This window comes from Pseudomonas sp. JE3303 (assembly GCF_056312565.1).
In genome coordinates, this window is the sequence record NZ_JBWGIF010000005.1 from 82,271 (window position 1) to 104,792 (window position 22,522).

19 protein-coding genes are annotated in these 22,522 nt (G+C 54.9%); 2 read left to right on the forward strand and 17 right to left on the reverse strand.

The window, feature by feature from the left end:
* Positions 1 to 3: 3 nt before the first annotated feature.
* From AC0ZZU_RS08730 to AC0ZZU_RS08780, 11 genes are all read right to left on the reverse strand, one after another.
* On the reverse strand, positions 4 to 1,065 hold the full coding sequence (locus tag AC0ZZU_RS08730; protein WP_476340116.1) for a 2Fe-2S iron-sulfur cluster-binding protein: 1,062 nt from the start codon (positions 1,063 to 1,065) through the stop codon (positions 4 to 6).
* A gap of 9 nt (positions 1,066 to 1,074) precedes the next feature.
* Positions 1,075 to 1,425: a phenol hydroxylase subunit P4 gene (locus AC0ZZU_RS08735; RefSeq protein ID WP_476340117.1), complete on the reverse strand. Its 351-nt coding sequence runs from the start codon at positions 1,423 to 1,425 to the stop codon at positions 1,075 to 1,077.
* A gap of 77 nt (positions 1,426 to 1,502) precedes the next feature.
* The gene (locus AC0ZZU_RS08740; RefSeq protein ID WP_476340118.1) at positions 1,503 to 3,020 is read right to left on the reverse strand and encodes a YHS domain-containing protein; all 1,518 of its coding nucleotides are present in this window, start codon (positions 3,018 to 3,020) and stop codon (positions 1,503 to 1,505) included.
* Between the two features lie 45 nt (positions 3,021 to 3,065).
* Positions 3,066 to 3,338, reverse strand: coding sequence for an MmoB/DmpM family protein (locus tag AC0ZZU_RS08745; protein WP_150747868.1), 273 nt, complete (start codon positions 3,336 to 3,338; stop codon positions 3,066 to 3,068).
* The gene (locus AC0ZZU_RS08750; RefSeq protein ID WP_476340119.1) at positions 3,335 to 4,339 is read right to left on the reverse strand and encodes an aromatic/alkene monooxygenase hydroxylase subunit beta; all 1,005 of its coding nucleotides are present in this window, start codon (positions 4,337 to 4,339) and stop codon (positions 3,335 to 3,337) included. Before AC0ZZU_RS08750 ends, AC0ZZU_RS08745 begins: the two co-directional genes overlap by 4 nt.
* Positions 4,340 to 4,377: 38 nt before the next feature.
* Entirely contained in the window at positions 4,378 to 4,632 is a 255-nt protein-coding gene (locus AC0ZZU_RS08755) for a phenol hydroxylase subunit (protein WP_476340120.1), read from the reverse strand.
* Positions 4,633 to 5,052: 420 nt separating this feature from the next.
* Positions 5,053 to 5,346: a DUF3077 domain-containing protein gene (locus AC0ZZU_RS08760; protein WP_158465481.1), complete on the reverse strand. Its 294-nt coding sequence runs from the start codon at positions 5,344 to 5,346 to the stop codon at positions 5,053 to 5,055.
* A gap of 2 nt (positions 5,347 to 5,348) precedes the next feature.
* Positions 5,349 to 5,606: a hypothetical protein gene (locus tag AC0ZZU_RS08765; RefSeq protein ID WP_476340121.1), complete on the reverse strand. Its 258-nt coding sequence runs from the start codon at positions 5,604 to 5,606 to the stop codon at positions 5,349 to 5,351.
* 786 nt (positions 5,607 to 6,392) lie between these two features.
* Complete coding sequence (locus AC0ZZU_RS08770) at positions 6,393 to 7,481, reverse strand: HNH endonuclease (RefSeq protein ID WP_476340122.1); 1,089 nt, start codon at positions 7,479 to 7,481, stop codon at positions 6,393 to 6,395.
* Positions 7,465 to 8,196 (reverse strand): OmpA family protein, encoded by a 732-nt coding sequence (locus tag AC0ZZU_RS08775; RefSeq protein WP_476340124.1) that lies wholly within the window; start codon positions 8,194 to 8,196, stop codon positions 7,465 to 7,467. The genes AC0ZZU_RS08770 and AC0ZZU_RS08775 overlap by 17 nt, the downstream gene beginning before the upstream one ends.
* Positions 8,196 to 9,839, reverse strand: a complete 1,644-nt coding sequence (locus AC0ZZU_RS08780; RefSeq protein ID WP_476340125.1) for a hypothetical protein — start codon at positions 9,837 to 9,839, stop codon at positions 8,196 to 8,198. The genes AC0ZZU_RS08775 and AC0ZZU_RS08780 overlap by 1 nt, the downstream gene beginning before the upstream one ends.
* 940 nt (positions 9,840 to 10,779) lie before the next feature.
* Between AC0ZZU_RS08780 and AC0ZZU_RS08785 the strand changes: the two genes are divergently transcribed.
* Entirely contained in the window at positions 10,780 to 11,592 is an 813-nt protein-coding gene (locus AC0ZZU_RS08785; RefSeq protein WP_476340127.1) for an HNH endonuclease, read from the forward strand.
* Positions 11,593 to 12,435: 843 nt separating this feature from the next.
* On the opposite strand, the gene AC0ZZU_RS08790 is transcribed toward AC0ZZU_RS08785, so the two are convergent.
* Positions 12,436 to 14,130, reverse strand: coding sequence for a DNA cytosine methyltransferase (locus AC0ZZU_RS08790; protein ID WP_476340129.1), 1,695 nt, complete (start codon positions 14,128 to 14,130; stop codon positions 12,436 to 12,438).
* A 332-nt stretch (positions 14,131 to 14,462) separates the two neighbouring features.
* Here AC0ZZU_RS08790 and AC0ZZU_RS08795 point away from each other — a divergent pair, with 332 nt between their 5' ends.
* Positions 14,463 to 14,921: a very short patch repair endonuclease gene (locus AC0ZZU_RS08795; protein ID WP_476340131.1), complete on the forward strand. Its 459-nt coding sequence runs from the start codon at positions 14,463 to 14,465 to the stop codon at positions 14,919 to 14,921.
* Between the two features lie 86 nt (positions 14,922 to 15,007).
* Here the strand turns inward: AC0ZZU_RS08795 and AC0ZZU_RS08800 are convergent, their stop codons facing one another.
* The 5 genes from AC0ZZU_RS08800 to AC0ZZU_RS08820 are packed head-to-tail and all read right to left on the reverse strand — an operon-like array spanning position 15,008 to position 22,443.
* The gene (locus AC0ZZU_RS08800) at positions 15,008 to 15,922 is read right to left on the reverse strand and encodes a PD-(D/E)XK motif protein (RefSeq protein WP_476340133.1); all 915 of its coding nucleotides are present in this window, start codon (positions 15,920 to 15,922) and stop codon (positions 15,008 to 15,010) included.
* A complete protein-coding gene (locus tag AC0ZZU_RS08805) occupies positions 15,915 to 16,613 on the reverse strand; it encodes a DUF6339 family protein (protein WP_476340135.1) in 699 nt (232 codons plus the stop codon). Before AC0ZZU_RS08805 ends, AC0ZZU_RS08800 begins: the two co-directional genes overlap by 8 nt.
* On the reverse strand, positions 16,610 to 17,569 hold the full coding sequence (locus AC0ZZU_RS08810; protein WP_476340136.1) for a hypothetical protein: 960 nt from the start codon (positions 17,567 to 17,569) through the stop codon (positions 16,610 to 16,612). The genes AC0ZZU_RS08805 and AC0ZZU_RS08810 overlap by 4 nt, the downstream gene beginning before the upstream one ends.
* On the reverse strand, positions 17,566 to 19,611 hold the full coding sequence (locus AC0ZZU_RS08815) for a hypothetical protein (RefSeq protein ID WP_476340138.1): 2,046 nt from the start codon (positions 19,609 to 19,611) through the stop codon (positions 17,566 to 17,568). Before AC0ZZU_RS08815 ends, AC0ZZU_RS08810 begins: the two co-directional genes overlap by 4 nt.
* A 3-nt stretch (positions 19,612 to 19,614) precedes the next feature.
* Positions 19,615 to 22,443: a Z1 domain-containing protein gene (locus AC0ZZU_RS08820; protein ID WP_476340139.1), complete on the reverse strand. Its 2,829-nt coding sequence runs from the start codon at positions 22,441 to 22,443 to the stop codon at positions 19,615 to 19,617.
* Positions 22,444 to 22,522: the final 79 nt, after the last annotated feature.

Genomic DNA, 22,522 nt, shown 5'->3' on the forward strand with positions numbered 1-22,522 from the left:
TCCTCAGATGTTGCGGAACAAAGGGCTGCGGGTTGACTGATTGGCGTCGGCCGCGCTCAGGAACTTCTCCAGGTGAATATCGCGTTCGAACAGTCGTCCACGCATCAGGCTGCGGATGGCCGACTCGATCATTGGAGGCGGGCCGCACAGATAAGCTTTGTGATCGCGAAAATCGTTGGCGAAGGTCAGCTCGGCCGCCTCATGTACGAAGCCTCGCGCACCGCTCCAGTCGCTGTGCTCAGGCTCGTCGGAGAGCACCGGTATGTAGCGGAATTGCGGATAGCTTTGAGCCAGTTGCTCGAAGAGTTCGGCGTAGTACAGCTCTGCCCGATTGCGCGCACCGTGGAACAGGGAAATGGCTCTCGTGTCTCCGGCCTCCAGCAACTGGAGGATCATTGATTTGGGGCTGGATAGCCCCGAACCACCCGCCATGAAAATCACCGGATTGGGATCGGAATGGCGGGTAAAGAAACGACCCAGCGGACCGCTGAACTTCAACGTCTGTCCGACCTGCAGTTGCTCATGCAGCCAGGTGGTGCCAATGCCGCCCGGGACCTTGCGCACATTCAACTCGATCAGGCTCGATTGCGACGGAACGCTGGCAATCGAGAACGCCCTTGGCTCGGCCAAACCGGGCACATACAGGTTGATGTACTGGCCGGCCTGAAATTCTATCTCGTCGTTGTCGACCTTCAGGAAAATGCCTCGGATGGTCGGCGTCAGCTCCACGATCGAATGCACCGTCGCTTCAAAGTCGCGCAAGGCAATCGCCTTTGCATCCGGCTCCTCGTCGATCTCTACCTCAATGGTCAGATCGGACTGCGGGATGGCACAACAGGCCAGCGCCTTGCCTTCACTGCGTTCCATATCCATCAAGGCAAAGGGTGATGCCTCGCCAAGCTCGACTGCACCTTCGAGCACCTGCACCTTGCAGGTCGCGCAGAGGCCGTGACAGCAGGCGTGGGGAAGCCAGATGCCGGCACGTAACGCCGCGTCAAGGAGGGTCTGCCCCTCCTCCACCTCGATGACCTGGCCAAGCGGTTCGATAGTCAATTCGTAGCTCATGACGACCTCTCAGATTCCATCCAGGTTAGGGGTGCGTAACGTGATGAACGCCTTGTGACCGATGCCCAGACTGGCAAAGGTGGCGTCGGGCTGCGGATTCAATGGCTGACGTGCGAAGCCCCATTGCACCTGTTGCCAGTCGATGAGAGCCCAGTCGGGATGAGAGGCGAAAACGCTCTGCTGGAGGGTTTTTCCGATGAAGTCGCCGAAGCCTTGCTCTGGGTCGACCAACAACGCGATGGGCGCACAAATACTCAGGTGGCCGATCCACTCGACAAAAATCAATTGCTGTCCGTTGAACTGATCCACGGCATCGCGAGCTTCACCACGGTAATCGGGTTTGAGCGCTATAACAGGCATGAGAGTCTCCTTGACGGTGCTCGCAAGCACCGCCTTATTGTTATTTCGGGGGAGTCTTTTTTGGTTAGCTACCCGGATTACAGACCTTTCCAGAGCTTCCAGTTGCGGGCGTCGGCCGAGGCTTCGAAAGCACCTGTGTCACTGCCCGGAGCCAGGTAGGACCAACGAATCACATCATCGATGCCCGGGCCGCCAGCCTTGCCCTTGAGGATCTGCTGCACCGGCAGCCAGGCCTGGATGTACTTTTCCGGCTCATCGTCGAAGATGTCCTTGCAACCATTGGAACAGAACTGATAACGCTCGCTCTTGTACTCACTTTCACGCTGGCGGCGAGCCAGGGGCTCATCGGGCTCGGTAAATATCATCGGGATCTGACAGACCTGGCACAGGCAAGGCAGGCTGGTGTTGAACCAGCGCTCGCCAGCCTCTTCCTGTTTTTTCCATTGCTCGAAGCGCGGGCGGTAGATCTTGTCGAAACTGTCGGGATACTGTTCGGCCAGCCAGTCCATTTCCTCTTGCTTGGGCAGCCAGCCGTGTACGCCGGTGCCCCAGCAGTATTGGTAGAACATGCTCCAGGCCTGATGCGTGATGTGATCCTTTTCCTTGACCGAATCTTCCCAGTACTTGGGCTTGCAGATGCCATAGCGCTCGAGGTCGGCAAACAGGGCACCGCCACTCTGCTCGAAATAGATCTCCCAACCTTCGCGCCAGGACATGATTTTCTTCGGCAGCATGTAGTCCATCATCATGCCGACCAGCGTCAGCAACCGGTAGCCACGCCAAAACCACTTGTCGATCCATTTCTGCACGATCGGTACGTTGGCCGGATCCTGCTCGAGGATGAACTTGATCACCTCCAGCCCCAGGGTCATGTGCCGAGCTTCATCGGACTGGGCGGAGAAACCGAAGGTCACTGTCGCCATGTCACCGTTGTAGGCCGCTCCGGACATGAACGGCATGAACAGAAGATTGGTCAGCACGTACTCGAACGAGAACGATATCGACACCAGGTATTCGAAAGGTCCCGCCGACATGGCATCGTTGATGAACGACTTGGGCACTGAGAGATACCACAGCCGATCGAAATTCTGCGGCCAGGAGTGGAAGCCGTTGAAGTAGCGGTTGTAGTGGCTCAGCGTATGAACCTGGGTCTGGCAATGCCGCAGTTCGTCGATGGCCTGCATCTGGCAGGCGACCCGTGGTCCGACGCCTCGCAATTGCCGTCCGACCATGGCAAAGCCGCGATGGGCGTTGTATTCGATGGGCGTGACGCCGGTCAAAAAAAGCTTGAGGGCGTTGATGTAGCGCGCATCGGTCACATTCAAGTGGCCGTTGTTCTGCGCGAAGGCATCGATGATCGCGTAGAGCTTGCGCTCTTTTTCGGACTGGTATTTCCAGTAGGCATCCATAGTAAGGCGGAAGGGATCTTCCCATTTGTCCCAATCGTGAATCTTGATGCCTTCGAACTTGTCGTGTGGGAAAACCTCGTCCATTGGTACATAGCTGGTTTCCCAGCCAAGGTCACGGGTCATCAGGCCGTATTTGTCTTTCAGGCTGAGTTTGCGCGCAGCACCGGCATTAGCTTGCGAGTTCATGGTTTCTCTCCGTTGTTGTTCTTATGGATCGGAATACCTTCGCGCTTAGCGAAACCATCCCACCGTGAAGCTTTCGTCGGTTTCCTCGATGTTTCCGGAGATGCTGATGAGGTTGATATGGATCTCCTGCAGGTTCCAGGAACGGCCAAGCAGTCCTTCCACCGTGTCCTTGCAAATCGTCAGGCGGCCGGGTGCGTCGATCTTCACCATCGCTGGCATGTGGGTAATGGTGGCGTGTGGATTGTCTTGCTCGATGGCCTCGATAATCGGCCGGGTTTCATCGTTGGCCTGGAAGGCGATAAATACATTGGCGTTCATGCCGCCACCTCCATGCCAATCAGGCCAAGCTTGGTCAGGCGTTTAGTGAAGGCCTCATCGAGGTGTTCCAGTTGCTGCGTGTCACTGCCTAATTCGGTAAGCAGCGCTGCAATAGCTTCGCGCGCCGGTACTTGCCAAGTAGCGATCCAGCCCACCAGCAGTTCACGGTTTGCCGGAGATTCTGCCGCCGCCGTTTTCAACACCGAGTTCACCCATGGCTGCGTCTCGTCGTACCACTCGCTCATGAAGGCCGTGAGCATGCCGAGGGCCGAAGCACCCTTGCCCACTAACTCACGGTCGACAATCTCCGTGACCAAGGGATAGAGGTAGCCGTCGAACACCAGGTTCTGGGCGACAAACAACTCGAACCAATCCTGGACCACAAACATACGCTCGACGCTTTGGCGCAGCGGCTGCCAACAAGCGGCATCGAGCCATTCCTGTTTGCCCAGCTCCAGAGACTCGGGCTGATTGCCGTCCACGAGAAGACCAATCCGGGTCAGGTACTGGGCGGTGCCCAGGCGATCCATGGTGGCGAACATCGTGGCATTGGTCAGCGTCGCACCATAGCCATAGCCGGTGATAAAGCTGTTGTTCATGTTGGCGCCCCACTCGTAGTGGCGAAGCGGAACAAGTAGCTTGCGGGCCTTCTCCAGGAGATCGACGGGAATGCTGGCGAACAGTGCATTCTTCTCGACGAACGCGAAATTGCTTTCCATCACTTCCTGTTGCCGGGCACGGATCAATGTGTACGTCGCATAGTAGAGCTGACGCGGGTCCTTGAGTGCGTACCAGTCCTGCATGGTGACCTGAGTTCGAGAGCTGTCGAAGATCTCATGGGTCGGCTGCCACAGTGGACGGTAATGGAAGTTGATTTCTTCCTGGATGTCGTAGCTCGCTTCCTGATAGCGCGAAGCCGGTTTGTCACCAAAGCGTGTTTGCACGTAGGCGTAGGTATTACGAATCGGTTTGACGGACGACGTCTTGATATCGACATGCATTTTAAGGTCTCCCTTGTTGTTCTTGTGGAGAGGGGGGGTCACTCAGTGATACCGGGCTCACCGAAGCGCCACTTCAGTCGTTCGTACTCGACTCGCGCCACCTGTTCAGCACTCAACTGCTGGGCATCGTGGCGAGCGCAAAACTCCTCGAACGCCTCGACGGGCATGATCATTTCGACGGATAGCTCAAGATCGCCGACGGAAAACTCGAACTCGATGAAGCGCTGGCGTTGAGTGCCCGTAATGCGGACGAAGCAGGGATTTGGTTCGGGATTGGCGTGGAAGGCGTGCATGGCTCGTTCCTCTTGTTTGATTCAAAGAGAGCAACAGCCATGCCAATTTTTTATTCTTTATAAATCAATAAGTTGAGAGGATACGAAAACCATTTGCAGGGTTCGACTGCGGAATATTCGAAAGCTGGCAGGCAAGACTTTGGAAAAATCGCAAGTCAGCTCGTCCTCACCCTTATTGGCGAAAGGGGCACCTGTCATAGCAGTGATATACCAATACCTGTGGCAGCGCCGTACCCGCGAAGAGGCCAGCCCAGCAATACATCTCTCAGCTACCTGAAAGAAACCCCTGAGCCATCTCCTAGCAGGTTAGCGCCGCCCTTCGGATCAGCACTGCAACCTCTGGGATCCTGGCTTACCAGCGAACCCGGCCAAAGCCGGGCCATTCACCACCAAACCAAGGCTACCTCCCCACCCCGCAGCCTACCCCCCTCCCCTAACCACACCCCGAGCCAGCCCCATCCTCACATCCTCCACCAACGCCCGCCCCATTCCCGACAGCAAATGCGCAGCCCAGACCAGCGTCTCATCCTTCTCCATAACCCCCACGAACGTCAGCCGATGCACGCACCCCATCATCACCGAAGCCTGCTCCAGCGCGTAATCAATGGGCATCCCCTGCGCCACCCGAAACATATCCGGCGTCTGCTCGCCCTCGGCACATTTCGCAATCCCCGGCGTAACGCCAAGCCCCTTCTTCTTCGATTCTTCCGACATGATTAACCCTCCCCCTGCCCACTGTGTTTCGCCTGAACCTGCCCAAGCGCCAACTCAACAAGACTGTGCGCCGCATCAATCTCATGCATCACAGCCAACGTAAGCACCTGCTCACCCGGCTTGGCCAGTTGCTGCACCGCCTGCTGCGCAACCGTCAGCGCACAGACGAGGTACTCCGAGGCCTGGACCAGAGTGTCTTCAAGGGATTGAGGGGATTTGATGAAACCGGAAAGCGGTGGATCTGGAACGATCTTGAGCATGGTCTCTCTCCAACGATGGTGGAGCTGCCGCTCACCTGCTGTCAAACAGGAGGGTGGCAGCTGTACGCGGGTTGACAGACCGGGATCGTTGGCACCCGGCGCACACACGGTGCCCCACGTACAGCCGCCATAGCGGCAGGACATGTGGTCAACGATTCGCGGTCTGTCAAAACCGGTCGTTGATGGGCAACGACGTGGGGAGACTAGAACGGTGGTTGCGACCACTGCAACGGCTTTTGGGCCGTGGGAGTATCTTTGGGAAATGGACTACAGGGAAGAGGGAAAATCTGAAGTTTTGGAGATTCTGCGCGCTGTTTTGATGCAATGTTGCGATCCGAATAAACATCGCGTTTGGTAGCCCGACCGACATGCACGTCGCATTAAGCGGGAATGCGGATCGCCGAGTGGTTCAAATGTGAACGCAGACCGTAGGCTCCTCACCAGCAGGCGTCCGAAGCCTCGCGCTGGTCGAGATGACCAACAAGAGCTTTGGGAATGAGTTCCTCTCAAGTCGTGCTCCTATAGCCCTCGCCAATGCGTAGCCCAAACGGCAATCCTCTGACAAATCGGTCTCAGGTAGGCCTCTCCCCCTCAATGATGAACCGCTGACGATTGTGATCGACCCAAGACTTAGGCCCGCATGACTAGACTGACCGACTTGAAGCACCTGCCGAGCCGGTACTTGGTGCCTTTGCACTCTTGAAAAATGACACATGCTTCCTTCAGGCAAAACTAAAATCAGTACGTTGGTCGCCCCCACCTGTGCTAGCCAATAAGACTGATTGCTCAGAGATTCTTCCGTATAAAATCCGCCGGACTCACAATAGTCCAGCCTGCTATTTCAGGAGCGTCGGTAATACTGATGGCGATACGTTCAAGCTTCCAAGCCACTTCCACTTCGAAGGTGGTGACCCGGTCTTGGCTCATCAGCCCGTAACCGAGTTCAGGTACCTCAAACCCCCTGTGCCGCGCTTCCATCAGGGCGCCATGCACGGAAAGGTCGGCCAGTTCCAGCACCTGCGCCCAGTCACCCGCAAAGATGCTCTGCTCACGACGCAGCCGGGTCAGCAACTGCATATCCGCCTTGGATATGAACATATGCTCATGCAACGGCTGCTTACGGTGGCAGTCCGCACACAACGGCCTCAGATTGACACTGCTGTTATCCTGCTTCACCCCATTGACATGGTGTACATGCAACAGACGGCGGTGTTCGCTCAGACTCAAGCCACACCCCTCGCACGTGAAGCTACAGCGTCGCCGCACGTTGCTTGATACGTCGCTCCAGTCCGCCGTGTAATCATTGCCGATGGAGCGCTGTGTCAGGTTACGCGGCAGATGAGTGAAGCTGGTGCTGTAGGTTTCAAAAAAGCCCGCAATCTGAAAACCCTGCCAGATGTGCGAGCGCGTGGTGTCGTGACAATAGTTCTGGTAATTTAGTTTCTCTAGGCAGTTTTTGCAGACCATTAAGCGCGAATCCAGTTGCTCCGAGACCCCGGAACTGTTCTTTCCACTGATCGAAAAAATACTCGTCAGGTTATTGGTGACCAAATACCGTTCGAATCGCCCTTTTGCACGCATATCCGCCAGCGTCTTGCAGTCCGCCACGTGGAACCGTTTACCTTTATCGGGCGAAGCCTGTACTACATCAACCGGAGAATACTGGTCAGGGATGTAGAGCAGTACCTGGCGACCATCGACACTTAGCAGCCCGTTGATGACATCCAAGTCTTCAAGGCGAACCTCACGCCCTTCCAGCAGCTCAATATCGATGGGATCAAGTTGCGCCGCTGCCACCCAGTCGAATTCCACCGGGGCAGCGCCAAGCCGCTTCACGTGGTTCCACAGCTCGGTAAAATCAACTCTGATTTCCATCGAGCCTCTCAATAATGTTGCGAATCTGCAGTTCAGAATTTGTGATCACTCGGAAGTTCACCCGCCGAGAGTGGGCGCTGTTTTCTTGCTGGGTATCACCATTAACAATGCGCCGTGAGGAGGAGTAGCCCACTGCGGCAAAACTTGCGCGCACCCACTCCCGATCAGCTGCGGCCTGTAGCAGCGACAGCACATGTTGCAGCACAGACCGCGTACGGTCCTGAGATAGGGCCATGTTAGGGAAGTACGCCTGCTCACCGTGAAGGCTTCCCCAGTCGCTGCTGGTATGCCCTTCGATGCGAATCTCTTCAATAGCCGTGCGATAGCGAGACAACACCGCCACATAACGCGGGAAAAAATCGGCCAAGATCGTCTTGAATTGCGGATTCAGCTCGGGCGATCCAGAACGGAACAGTACCTCAGGATTATTGAAGGTGACTTCCAGGGTGTCGCGCTCGATGGCCGCGTTCCAGCGGGGCAGATCCTCCGCGAACTCGCTGACCAAATCATTGTAGATCGCTACCTGAGTGTCTTTGTAAGCGACGGCGATCTCCTTGATGTTGTCCCGCTCGACCTGCACGTAATACATATAGGCCACGGCAATGAACAGGAACATCATCATTAATCCGGACATCAAGTCAGAAATGCCGATCCAGTGCTCGGCGTCTTCCTTGTTCGAGCTGCGGCTGCGAAACAGGCTGTCCAGACTTCCCATCAGGCATGTACCCGCTGCGTCAGCTCGGCATGATCATCGGCAATTCGTCGGGAGATCGTGGCCAGTGCCGAGCCCATTTCCTTGAAGACCTTTTCCAGCTCGCGACCAATGGCCTGATCCATGGCGTTGAGCTGGATTTGCAGTGAGGCACCGGCCCGTTCGGTGGCCTCTCGCACTTGGGCTTCCACAGCGCCCATGGTGCGGTTGGCTGAACCCTGAATCTGTGTCTCGGTCTGGCTTAGAGTCCCTTCCACGCTGGAACGCAGCGTATTCATGGTGGCCTCTACCGACCCGGTCACCCCTTCCTGAATCTTGCCGGTTGCCTGGCGGAACGCCTCTGTCATGGAGCTGGCTGCCTTTTCTACAGCTAGCCCCATCTGCTGCTCCAATGCTTTGGAATTGCTCAGCATACTCTCGAGAGTGCCACGAACGGATGAGCCGAACCCTTGCGCGGCATCCTGCATATTCTCGGCAATCTGTTCAGACCTGCTACTCACGACATGGGCAGATTCCGCCAACGCCGCGTTGGTCAGGTCAACCGAACGGCCAAATTCCTGCGCGCCTTCGTGCATGGTGGTCATCACGCCCCTCATGCCTTCAGCAAGCTGGCCGGAGAGCGTTTCCATATGCTGCTGTAGTTGCGGCACCGCGCTAATAGCGTGGTCCCGCATCGTGACAAATGTACCGAGATGTTCTTCAAGCACTCCAACCTGCTTCTGGTTGGCCTGCAATACTGGCTCCAGTTGGCCGATGGCGATGGGGATGCTTTGGCAATGACCCTCGATAGTGCCGATGGACTGCTCCGAGGTAGACAGAGAACGGCTAATCGCCTCATTGGCCGTCGCTGTGCGCTCCAGCTCGTTGATTGCCAGCTCAATGCGCGCCTCTAGTGCCTCGACGTGCTGCTTGTAGAGCTCCTGCCACTCATTCATCTTACCAACCGACTCGTTCAGCGCCTTGAAGTTATCGCCAAACTGCTCTACCAAGTGCTTATTGAAATCCTGAATTACCTGACGCAGCGCATCGATCACGGTCTTCGTGGCCGACTTCGCCAGCATTTCGCCGAATTGGTTTAGCTGAACGAAGAGCTTGTCCTGGAACTCGCGATGAGTGCGATCCAGAGCACTGCGGAAATCGCTCACATCGCTACGCATCAATTTCAGCTGCCCTGTCACCGAACCCTCCTCATTGCCAGCAAGCGACAGGTTGAGTCCTTCCAGCAGTTTGACCTGCTGGGTCAGCACACCATGGATATGCTCGGGCGTGACGCTGTCCGGCTGCTCCGCACGGCCACGGGCCGGGGCAAACCAAAATGTATCCGCTGCCTTCAAGAGGATGGAAAGGGTCATACCGACAAGACTGGTGATGAAAGCCGTGCGCAGTCCATCGAGCAAGCCTTCAATACTGCCCTTGATGTCATGAGCATCAAAGTCCAGTAAGCCGATCACAATACCGACAAAGGTCCCAAGAATTCCCAGTGACACAAGCACTGCCGGTGCGTGCTCGAGAAACAGCCCGTGCTTACCACTCTTCCCTTGGCGCACGGCCATCAAAACGATGACGAGCATCAGCCAGATAAAGATCTCAGTCACCGTGCTAGCCGAAACAGAAGTCAGCACACCTTCGAGAAAACTCGCAATCATTCGGTTACTCCAATGTTGAACGCTGGATCTTGGCGGAACACTTCAACTACCCCTATCGAATGAGGTAACTCAACCGTGGCAACACCGTGACAGGCTAGGATTAGCACCATTCGAACAGACCAAACAGCACCACAACGCCCGCTACAGATGACGGCCGTTTAAGGCGCGGCCATTTTTCCGGGACTGCCGCCAGCAAAGCCTGGACCCACTCACGCATAACTCTCCCAACGCCACTCAATGCCTAGTGGCTCAACCAATACCCGGCAAACAATCGAGAGAAATCCGTAGGGGCGTGAAGCAGCACGTAAAGCGCCGGCGCTTTGGAGCATCATCCCTGGGAATACTGCGAAGTGCCATCATTTTGCAATGCTCGCCACCTTATCCCCTGAAAGGAAATGGGTAAAGCCACACCCTCCACCGTTTATCGCTGAATTCAGGTCTTCGGCACACACTCATCCCACAGGGCGGCGTACCTCTGCCCGGGGACTCGCGCTAAAAAGGGAACACACGGCTTATCCTCGAAGCGGTCAGCGAAAACCCTGAAGCCAAGGTGCTGGGCTTGATCAATTAAACGGCGTGCTGAATGGCCAGAGTCATGATGAGTTACACCACGTTCCGGGACACGATCGGAGCATGCCGTTTGAGGTTGCTAACTGCGTTTGCTACAGAATTGAGATTGCTCAGCGCCCCCCACTTCATCGAAGGCTTGGTGAAAATCCTAGTGCCATGGCTTGACATGCCTGGGCCTCCTCAGAGATGAAGGCGGAGTGTTCTGCGCGGCAGCATCCTAAGCTCGACCGCCCTTTCGCTGAGCCTCGAGCCACAATCAGCCTATAATGGCTTCATTTTCAGCGGGAAGCGGGAAAGCGGGAAGCGGGAAGCGGGATCAATGTCGTGATCCATCGGCCTTAGCCTTGCCCTTTACAACTTAAGGATACTGATGGATGCCTATCTGCTCACTTGGAAACCCAGTGAATGGGGATACGAGCAACTTTCCTATTATCTCCAACTGTTCGAAGCCGGTAATAAAACGCTACGTTGGAGTGCTGGCACCTCGAAAAAGATTCCACTTGGCTCACGTGTTTTCCTGACCAAGCAGGGCGTGAGTCCAAGAGGGATATTTGGTTCAGGATTCACTGCTAGTGAAGCTTTCGAAGCGCCGCACTACAACGAAGACCTTCGCAATCAAGGGAAAACCGCTATTTTCGTCGACGTAACGTTCGACAGTCTGTATGACCCCCGCACCCAAATAAAAATTGGGATTGATGAGCTAACAGAGTTCCACCCCACAATCTGGAACGCTCAAGGTTCAGGAAAAAAAATTCCTTACGACGCTGCGGCGTCACTCTCCAAACTTTGGCTTGAACGTACAGGTATGAGGCTGCCGCATTTTCCCGATGACCTTGAGGATGGCGAAGCATACTTCGAAGGCGCTCGGCAGGCTGTTACGGTAAACCGTTTCGAACGCGACCCGGAAGCGCGTCTAAAGTGCATTGAGAAATGGGGCATCAGCTGCGCGGTCTGTGGCTTTCACTTTGAGTACTTTTACGGCACTTTGGGCAAAGGGTACATCCATGTCCATCACCTCAAGCCCTTGGCAGAGAATGGCCAGCAGTGTCAGGTAGACCCGGTGAATGACCTGAGGCCCGTGTGCCCTAACTGCCATGCCATGCTGCATCGCAAAAAGCCCGCACTCACCATAGAGGAATTGCGTGCACTGATTACGTCCTACGGTAATAGAGTGGCTAACTGAGCGCCCAGCCGCTCAAGACCCGAAGCGAGTAGTAGACTGATCGATGGGGGACCTATGAAAAAAGGTACCTATCAGCTCGTGAATGCTGTCATAGCGGAGTTTGAGGACAACTTTAGATGGCCGTTGAACACGAGGGAACTTGCGAATCAGATGCCTACCAAAGACCTCTGATTCATCTTCGGCGTATCATAGAAGGCCTGTACCGAATACAGCGATGACTGACATCCGGCTATTTCATATTATCTGCCATGTATATTGGCTTGACCCCTAGCGCTACACCGCCACCTAGTAATCTTTTCTGGCTCGAGTACCACTCTTGAAACGCAGCATGGCGCGAAAAAAGAAAGATGACACGACTTATGCATACAATACAAAGTCATTAGCGGCGTGTCCATGATCTGCTTTTGGCCTTCCTCTGTTAGCATGATGGGGGGAATCGGCCGGCGGCTACTTGGAGCCAGTTGCTTTCTTCCCACACTAAAACCTCTGGCTAAAGCCAGGAAAGCTAAACCCCGGCCTAGGCTACGATCCAATGGGGGACTACAGCGGGACTCGTAGCATTCGTGGGTTCCCGGTGCAGATCCCATGGCTGTCCGGGCGCCACACGCGTTGAAGATTCGCAGTGGACTACTTTCTTTTCAAGAGCAAACGGGCGTTCCTACCACTGGTGCCGCACTGACCGCATTTTGGCTTCGCGACAATCCCCCATGAAACAATCGGCCTGTCTGATGTCAATGTCACCCGCGACAGCGCTGTGCGCCTATTCAGACTGGCTTCGTAGTTGACGCGGAAGCCTAGCAGGCACTGCTATCAGCCCCAACCCCTTACGGTATATTTTACAAATCACTTATCGATCAGTAGCGAGACAGGTGCATTTCCTACTGGTCGTTTAACCACTAAGTCGCGACGCTCAGCAACCCGTCGACACACAACGTTGTAGACAATTTGTGCAATCCTGTTTGCCAGTAGAGGCGGTACCGCATTACCTACTTGGTGGTATTGTTGAGTTCGATTCCCCTCAAAATAATAGTTGTCCGGGAATGTCTGAAGCCGTGCAGCCTCGCGAACGGTCAGGCTACGACATTGTGCAGGATCGTAATGAATGAAGTAGTGTCCATCCTTTGAGATATGGCTAGTGATGGTCGTCGCCGGAAGCCCTGCGATCTGCACCCTGAAACGGTCACTAAACTTACCACTTTCCCAATTCTTGTGAGCGGGAGCGAGGCCTGGGAGGGAAAATTGCTGATGCCCCTTGGGTGAATATTTGAAGTGCTCAGCGAAGGTGCTAGCAAACGCGTATCGTCGAAGGTCCGACTGCATATGGCCACGAGCATCGTGACTCATCCAATATTTGATATTGGCGTCATGATACCAGGCATCTAGAGATAATATTCCGGTGCTACCTTGAGCCTGCTGCTTTAACACTCGCTCACCACCTGAACTCCGCGGAGCATTGAAAAGTGCTTGACGAGTTTCTCGCAGTGGGCCAATCAGCTTGCCATTTTCAAGTTCCGCATGATGTAGCAAATCATCCACTTCATCGGCAACAGCTTTATACCAGGCTTCTTGAGAGTCAGAACCCCGGGACAGCTTGCTTCTAAGCCTGGGCAGGCCGCCAATGGCTTGTCTTACTGATACCGGATCGACTGGTGTCAAAAGCTCATGATGCGGAATGTTACCGTGCTCATCGACTGCTATTCCCAGCAGGATGACACGGTGACGGGCTTGAGGAATTCCGTACTTTTCAGCTTCGATGATAAATGACTTCGGGTTCACCCTGTCGATGCAATCTGAAGAGGTGAAAGATTCTTCGGAAACCAGAGAACAGATCTTGTATTTCTGCCCCCCCTCTGCGCCATCAAGTGCTTTGGTGGGATCTACCAAATCTCTCAAGATCTGCGCAAAGATCCCCTTACCTCCAACTTTAGAAGACAGGATACCTTTGACATTTTCCATGACGAAGACAGTAGGTCGGTAATCCTTGATAATGCGCAGATAATCTTTATACAGAAAGTGCCGAGGATCATTCTCAGGGACGTAACCCTGCTTGGCCTGGTTTCTGGCTCGACCGACGATCGAATACGCTTGACATGGGGGACCACCAATGAGGACCCACGGCCGCCCTTCAGTATTCAATCTGGCGTCAATGAGCTTGTTCAACTCCTTGTCGCCCTCCTTCGATCCCAAGGTTATCTGACGCGCCTCCTGCTCAGCTCGGTCCCAGAGTTCTGCTGTTCGAGAGGTACTAGGCTCTGCTGCCTCTCCATTGCAATATCGGTAGTAATCCTGCAGCCCTTGAGGATACTCGCGCTTAAGCAAGCGGTAGAAGGCACGCAGTCTGAGCGTTCTCCTGGCGACCGAATCCATTTCGGCAGAAACGATGATATCGAAGTGCCTGCCATCACCGGAGGAGGAGAAACCCTCACCCAACCCGCCTGGCCCGGCAAAAAGGTCGACGATCTGAACAAGGTCCTCGATTGCGGCAACTGGCTCGGCGTTCGCCTTCGGTGGAAAAAGGATATTCTGGTATTGAATCATGGGCTTCATTGGTCAAGAAATCAGGAATGGCAACGGCGTAGGCGGCCGAACCGCGATACTACCAGGATTAGGACAGCAGCGCAGCTGCAGCCGTGCTCGTGAGGAGCACATCCCCTTGGCGGGCGCTGTAAAATGGCCGGTATTTCCGGCTAAAGGCTCCTTCAGGGCGCGCAGTATTCAAACCTTGGTCCACTACCTGATGCAGCGACACCATTGACCTGTCCCTCCGCGTGCATCTGAAAAATCAACAGGTCGTAATATCTTTGGGAGCGCTAGCACCTTTTCAACGGTCGTATGCTTCAACAAGAGCAGGCGCATCTGGCAGGTAATTCATGGACATAGTCAGTAAAGAAGTCAGGTCTCGCATGATGGCCGGTATTCGCGGCAGCAATACAATGCCGGAAATGAAGGTGCGAAAGCTGCTGCACAAGCATGGCTTCAGGTATCGACTGCATCCACGACAGCTTCCGGGTCGCCCCGACGTGGTTCTGCCTCGCTATCGTGTATGCATATTCATTCATGGCTGCTTCTGGCACAGGCACCCCGGGTGCAGGTTCGCAACCAACCCCAGCACTCGCGAAGATTTCTGGCGCGCTAAATTTGAACAGAATGTGAAGCGCGACATGAGAAACAGGAACGAACTGCTACAGCAGGGTTGGCGCGTCTTCGAGCTTTGGGAGTGCGGAATCCGTAAACCAGAAGCAGAAATGAAATGGCTTTTGGAGGCCGTGCCAGACTCTAATCAACAATATATATCTTGGCCCGCTTTTGCAATTGATCCCTCTAGCTGACCGTGATGCTGAAGTTGCCAAGCCGTTCATCTTGCACCACAGTTAGGCTGGGACTTTGAATAGCCTGCCGAAGTTAAAGTTAATCTCTATAACTGCTGAGACTTCAGACCAGATAGATCAACTCTATACTCAAACTGGACAACGCCTGCGGGGAGCACGCCTCCTATGAAGCTCGCAGGCGTTATACGGGGAAAACTTTGATCGACCGGATAGGATCGTGCCTCGAGCAAGTCATAGGCCTCCTTCCGCGCGGAACATCCTGCCTCCATCCCGAGCCGCTGCAATGCGACTTCCAGCATGGATGCATCTACGCCGAGCGCAATTAGACGATCACATACTAGATCGATCGACAAACCATCATTGACTGGCTCGAACCGGAAGTGAATCAATTGCAAGGGCTTACCGGAGGAGGCGGCCAGCTGAAACTGTCCGGAAATGCTGACTACGGCCTGGTAACGACTGGTCGTTGACTTGACCTCGTAATCCATCGCTGGAGTACTGATGTCAACCACACCGCCGAAAGGGCCCCGCCACTCGAAGGTAGCCCCTCTGACAACCAGCATTTCCAAGGCCAACAATTCGGCAAGTACGTCATAGCCATGTTTGTCGACGAGTGCATTGCCCAGTAAATGCCGCCACCGCTGCCACCAAACAAGTGGATCAGTCAGCAGCGCCTGGCGTACACCAATGCCTGAATCGACGCTGACCATATGCTCGCAGATCACCCCGAACTCGTTGCGGAGCCATTCAATGGACGACTCCAGCCGCAAGAAGCGCCGTTGCTGCCCCGCGACAACCCGTTCGACTGTCCGGAGTCTGGCACCAGCGAATCCTTCGGAAATCTCCAAAGCTTTAAAGCATTCAATGGCAACGCCGAACCTCTCCCCTTCTCGAAAGACCCATGCCGGGCAAGCCACTGGCAGCGCTTTGATGGGCAGCATCCGGCCGCTTAAGTCAAGGTTGGCAAAACCCTCTTGAATCTCTTTCAGCAGATTAGTCATGGTCACTTACCCAGTCGATCGGAGCGCATCCCACATCGGCAAACAGCCCATCAACGTAGCCAAACAAACCACCTTCGCAAAATTGGGGTTCTTTCAACACAATCTGAGCCGTATTGAGTTTCATGATTGCTCTGAACTGATCTTGGGAGGGTTTACGCAACCGACGCATCTTGAAAATCAGCCGTGTCAGATCAACCCTGAAACCGCCCTTTCCAGGACGCTCGACCAGTTGTACAACCGTATCTGTGGTTACGCTTTCCAGCACTTTTCGAGTCTGTTCTTCTGAACCCTGCCATGTAAGGTGGACGGTCCACCACATTGCCCGTAACCAGATGCGGCTTCGGCCCTTCCAGTACCGCACAGGAGGGGCGCTGTCCCACCTGCTTTTCACCAGATCAGGCAGTACACGCAGAGAGAGGAAACGCCACCAGCCATCATCCGCGGCGGTACGAATGTCCATGCCAGCCTCTGCCAATACCTGGTACAGAGCAAGGCCAACTTTCACGTCATAGCTGCCAGGGCCTGATGCGTTGCTCCGTGCAGTGGGGTCGTACAGCGACACGATAGCGAGTAATTGACGCCGTATCTGTTCCATGTCCGGATTGGGCATGTCGGGTAGAAATGCATCGCTTTTGGCCATCTCGTCAAAGTGGCGCTGCGACAGTTTGGTGTTCAGTGTCGGGAAACTCATTCCGCGCTCTCCAGTTCCCGGACCCGTCGATCAAGCCAGCATTGAGTAGACATGAACAACTCCGGAAGTGAGCCTGTATTCAGATCACCCAATCGAATGAATGAGCGCACTGCGTCCGCAATACTCCCGATACCTTCATCGGCATCAGGCGCGCCTGTATACGTATCAAATTCCGAGCCCATGTCATCCTTGACCTGAGCAATGACCAGCGCAAGCCAGGCTGAGAATACCTGACGCATCAATGGCGACTGCTCGATATTCAAAGCCCGACGGTCCCGCAGTTGTTCGAAATGCGGATGGACGTTGTTGAGAATAAGAGCAACGTAGTCGCTGGTGAATGGCTCATCCTGCGGATCGCTCCAGCAAGCTTTCAATTCCCACAGCGGCCCTTCTGTGCCCAAGGATTCCTCGACTACGGGGAAAAGGGAGCCGTCACCGTCAATGATGATTTCGATTGGTTGTGCCAAGGGGCCCAGTCGTGCGCCCGAATGATGCGCAAATCCGGGTACGAGCTCTGCATTGTGTTGGCCTAGAAACGCTTGGACCGACACGAAACCGCTCCCTCTAACCGTCCCTGGCTCCAGTTCGATGTTGAGCTCTATGATCCCGCTGTCTTCTTCGTACCGCAGGCCATGAACGGGTCCAAGCGTTCGCCAGCAAGAATCTGCAGATGCCCATTCCAGCGCTAGCAAGACCTCAGCGTCCGTGCTCGCCACACCGTCGGGACCGTAGATAGTTTCTAGAAGCGAAGCCCGCTCGATCGAACATTCGACCATCAACGGATGTTCGGCTGGGTTCCAGTCACTGTCCTTGCCCATGGCATATTGATCGCCACACACCGAAGTCGCGCCTGGATCAAGACCTTCATATGAGCGGAACTCATATTTCAGTTCAGACTCGCTTCCGCCGCCGAGCGGCACATTCAGCATTCGATATAGCGGCAGCCGAGTACTCATTCTGCCGCTCCATTCATATCCGAAATCCGAACACCGATCACCGGTCGCAATAATTTGCCACCGGATTCAGTCATCCGAACGTGAAATTCTCCCTCCAGCATCAGCCCTGGTTGTACAGACGCAGCACTAACCATGAGCCGGACACCGGTCCCATTGGCTATTTCCGCATTTTTGAAAGAAACGATAGCACTACTGATGTTAGAGAGCTCTAGTCGAAACGGGAACACGCCGAGCCCGCCCTTAAGCCATGTATCAAAGCTGATCGGCCCGGCTTCGGAATCTACAGAAACAGTGATTTCTCTCGGTATGCCTGGCTGCAGCATCCCCCATCTCAAACACCACTTCATGACGATGGCCGATGCTGCATGTCTGACTTCCATTATTTCCAGATCGGGCGAAGGTACCGCACCTCCTCTGGCTCCTTGTCCGACGGGCGCCCGCCGCGCCGCTTGGCCATATCGCCCATCACCGCCGAACCCACGGCTGGGCAGCACGAGTTCCGCAAGCTTGCGAGACATCCTCATCGACGGTTTGACGGTAACGCTGGGTTGGGGTGGTACGCCGAAATCCTTCAAGGCCCGGCCACATTGGGCACGAATCTTTTCGACGACTCGCCCTCCATTCATATCTACCCACTCCGCGTGGTCCGCACGCTCGCAACTCCTCAGATACGCTTCCAGATTCTGTATGGTCGAGCGTAGCCCTCGAGATTCGGATGGCTGGAGCTCCTGTTCGGAATCTGGCAGGAAGAGCCCCACAACGTATCGCCCATCCGTAAAACCGGTGAATCCACCGGTCCAGCCTCGCGAATCAATACTATCGTCCCAACAGATGTTCATTCCGGGCGAGCGCATGAAGGTCATGATCGGTCGATGGGGCGCACCGCTGTCTGTCTTGGAGAAGATGCATATTTCTGGGCTGGGCGCGTTGTCTGGTGCCTCCATTTGCAACTGCCGCGGGGTCAACGCCGCGGCAAGCAGCCAGCCTGCCTGACCACCGCTCACGAACTCTCCTCGCAACTGAATAACTCTACAGAGCACATCATTGCTCTTGACGCCTCTGGCCGTCAGATAGTCGTCCCTCTCAGGTACCTTTCCTATAGCACGGTCGTACAAGCATTGACTCACCCGAAATATCGGCAGCATGTCCGCGCTGGTTATCTCGCTGCCGTTGACCGATGCACTCAGATATCTACCACTCGAGAAGAAGGGGTTATCCAGCCGCGCACTGAACCAGCGTTGGATTGCGACGTTCAAGTAGGCCTCACAGCTTCCGTACCACCATGGCGCCGCGTCGGCATCTTCATCAAAAACGGGTAGAAGTTTTTCCTTGAGCAATGGAATGATGATTGCCGTTCCGGTTGTTCTACCGGTGAAAGGCTGGGCACCCAAGGTCGTCAAGATTTCGTGAATATGGTCCGGCGCAGTGATTGCTCGCAAACTATCATTCGCCCCCCACCAGGCAATGCCGGTTTGTGTCGTGAGCTGCAGGCGGTCGTCACGATTTTCATCTTCGACCAGCGAAGCCACTAACCGCTCTTCATACCCTTCGGCTGTCTTGATCCGGCTGTAGTAGATGACTAGACCGGCGCCCATCCGAAAGTAGCAGGTCTTGCCCAAGCCCCACGAACCACCCGCACCGTCATCTGAGCGAGTCCGACCGATTTCGAACGCGAGCTTCAGAAAATTCCCATGCTGACCGTTCGCTTCCACGCTATCGAAGGTCATCGGTCCGGTGAGCCCCTCGGTACCTGAATCACGAATTTCAAGTAGTTTCGGAGTACGTGGATAGCGTTTCGAAAGCATCTGCAGGTTCAGCCCCTCACTGAACGTGGAGGCGATGGCGTCCAGCGAGTGCTCGCGAATATGGAAATCCACTGAAACCGGCTGTGAATGATTACCGTTGCGCCCTGCGTCGAGCGCGTTCTGAACGGATTCGCGCACCAGCAGATCCAGCAAAGGCGTTTCTTCGTTCTGCAGTGCGCGAAGCAGGAATGCACCGGATTCCTGCATGGGCTGCAGTTTGAGGCTGTAGTACTTCATGGATCAGACCTCACCTACCGTTTCTTCGAGACTATCTTTCGATGCTGTGAAGGTTTCCGGGATATTGACCGTGACGTGAGTGACGTAGTTTTTCTGCTTGCCTTGCGAACCCGGCAGATAGAGGCTGATGCCCACGATATGTGCCTTGGCATTGAGCGGCTGCCTCTCTCGGCGCGGCGCGGCGGTGACCTTTGAAGAACGCTGGTGGGGGCTCTCTTTGTCTATAAGATAAATCAGCAGCTGAGGAACTGTTCCAACGCCGCCTTTGTCGCGAAGCTCTGCTATTTGGGAGTTACTGAAACCTGCCTTCGAGACACTCCTACTTTCAAGGCCGCGGGCATCGGCCAGCAGATCCTTCGGATCTCTCAGCGCACCAATGGAAACGCCGTCATCCGATCGTTTATCGGCCAAACGGCTGCGATTGACTCGACCCACAGTCTTGCCAGAAATCTTCCAGCTATTTTTCGGACTTGGTGTACTACCCGCTACTACGACGTTCCATTTCGTGTAGCCGGCGTTTTCCGCATGCTCGCTGAGCCATTTCAGAAACGCTTTCATGTCCGAGAAGAATTGATTTCCAGGGTGGAACGACAAGCTTACCAGGTAATCGGATACCCGATTCACGTCAACATTCCGCCAGACAAGACTGTTGGCACCCTTCAATTCTGACTTTTCAAGATCAGTACCTGCAGAGCTTAGAAATCTCTCCGTTGAGGACAAATTGTCATCAAGCACTGCGGCAGCAGCATCGCCGTCGTGGAAAACTGTTGTTTGCCGGCTGATTCCCGAAAAGTCGAATGTCGCCTTAATCGCGCGCTGCATCTTGTTCGAGCCTGTCGGGCGTATCCAAGCAAGCCTCGAATGTACACGTACGCGAGGCCCGAACTCCTCAGGCTTGGCGCCGCCGTGCATGAAACGCTGCAGATCGTCACGAAGCTCCTCCTCTGCGAGTGTCATAAACTCGTACTTCTCTCTCGTATCATCGGACATCCAGATGCGAGGCAATAGCTCGTAGCCTTTGCGATACCCAAACCAGCGCCCCATCTGCATGAGAGAGTCTGCTTGTGCCGACCCACGGAGGAAAAAGGTGCTGACTAGATTTTCAATCGTCAGGCCCCTTGAAAGCGTGCCCCCACCGATAACGATGAACGCGGTGCAAAAGTCCAGACACTGCGCTGCATCAGGGTAGAACAACCGCCGTACTTCGTTTTCATCGGTGACCCCGTTATTTGCGCAGTTATCGACACATACGTGGATACCGCGGTGGTACGTCCGTTTCGAGTTCTCGTCCAGCTGAATAGCCGTCACAGTACTGAGAAGTGTTCGGATTTCTGCAAAAAAACTGTCAAACCTCGGCAATTCGCAAAGCTCGGAGAGCCGTCCGTAGTCAGGGAAGCGTTCAGTAAACTGCGCAACATTCAAATCTGCTGAAACCCTATCCCAAACAGGCCTGAATGTAGCGACCAAATGATCAGTGCCATAATCCGACCACGTGGCAAGTGCGGCCTGTACCGCGTCGCTCATGTAATCATGATGCAGTTGCCTTGCGCTGGTATGGATCAACATGCTCACCGGTTTTGCAGCGCCGGACAATCGCATCACCGCCACGCAGCACAGGTACCAGATCAAGCTCTCTTCCAGCGAGTGAGGCAGTTCTAGGTCTTCTCCCTTGTGAAGGCTACCAACCTGTCCAAGATCCTCGCCAGAGACTTCACGAACGATCCCAAGCGGCTCCTTCTCATTTTCGGCGTAACCGAAAATCTGCACAGGCCCGAAATGCTCATCCGCCTGCGGCAGCGCTGCTATGAACTCCGTGGGGTACAGAGTGTCTCCAGGACCTTCATTGAGAAAATTGGCGGCGGGTGTGGCGGTGAACGCGACGTAATTCACGCACTGCAGTGGCAGACTGATCAACTGCAAGATGAGTCTATTGATGACCGTACGCTCAGCCTTCGATACGTCATTCGAATTAATACCCGCCTGATCTGCCTCGTCATCAATCACCACTAGCCGCATCTGCGACATTCCCAGCGGGTGCGCGTTAATCCATGCGATGAGATGCCTCAGCCGGGCAGGGTTCTTCAAACAAACAACAAGGTGACGGTCTCTTCGGCCAGCGTCGAATTGCATATCCTGCGCGCGGGCGCCATAAGGACTGTTCCTCGACGGATGCTCGATTGCCTTCCAGCTGACGTTACCATCATGCCGGAACAGGTCGTTGACCAGACGTTCGCTGGTTTGCACCCGCAGATTTTCAAGCGTCCCGGTGAGCACGACAAACAGGTTCCAGCGATAGTCGGCCGCCATGGAAATCATGCCCGCCATATTGGCTGTCTTGCCGGATTGTACGTGTCCGACCACCAGCCCTTTTACGGCCATGCGATCCTTTGTCGTCTGGCGAAGGTGCTGCAGGATACGCACCGCAGATCGTTGAATATTATCGACCGAGGTCTCCTTCCAGCCCTGCGCGATCAGATATTTTCTGTAGAGCTGCCATGCACTTCGCGCGTCTTGCGGAACTGCCATACCTGGCTCGGCTTCTTCCGTCCCCACAACGATCAAGGGTCTCGCCGCGACAATTGACTGCTGTTCGGCCTGCTCCTTGTGCCGAACGATCTCCTTCCAGCGTTCAAAGCGCTCTTCCGGACTATCGCCCAGCGAAGGCCAGTCGTCCATTTCCTCCTGCGATAGGAACCAGTCATTGGCTTTATCAAGTGACTGTCCAAGCCGGCCGAGCTTGGCGATATTTTCCCAGCTCCTGCCTTTCAAGCGCCAACCATCAATAAACGCGCGGCATTTGTCGTATGTTGGGTCAATACTGTAATTAGCCATAAGCATGCCTACTGTATTCGGAAGAAAACTCGAAGTAGAAAGATCGCCCTACTTCAAAGCCGGGAAGGAATAGTGGCAC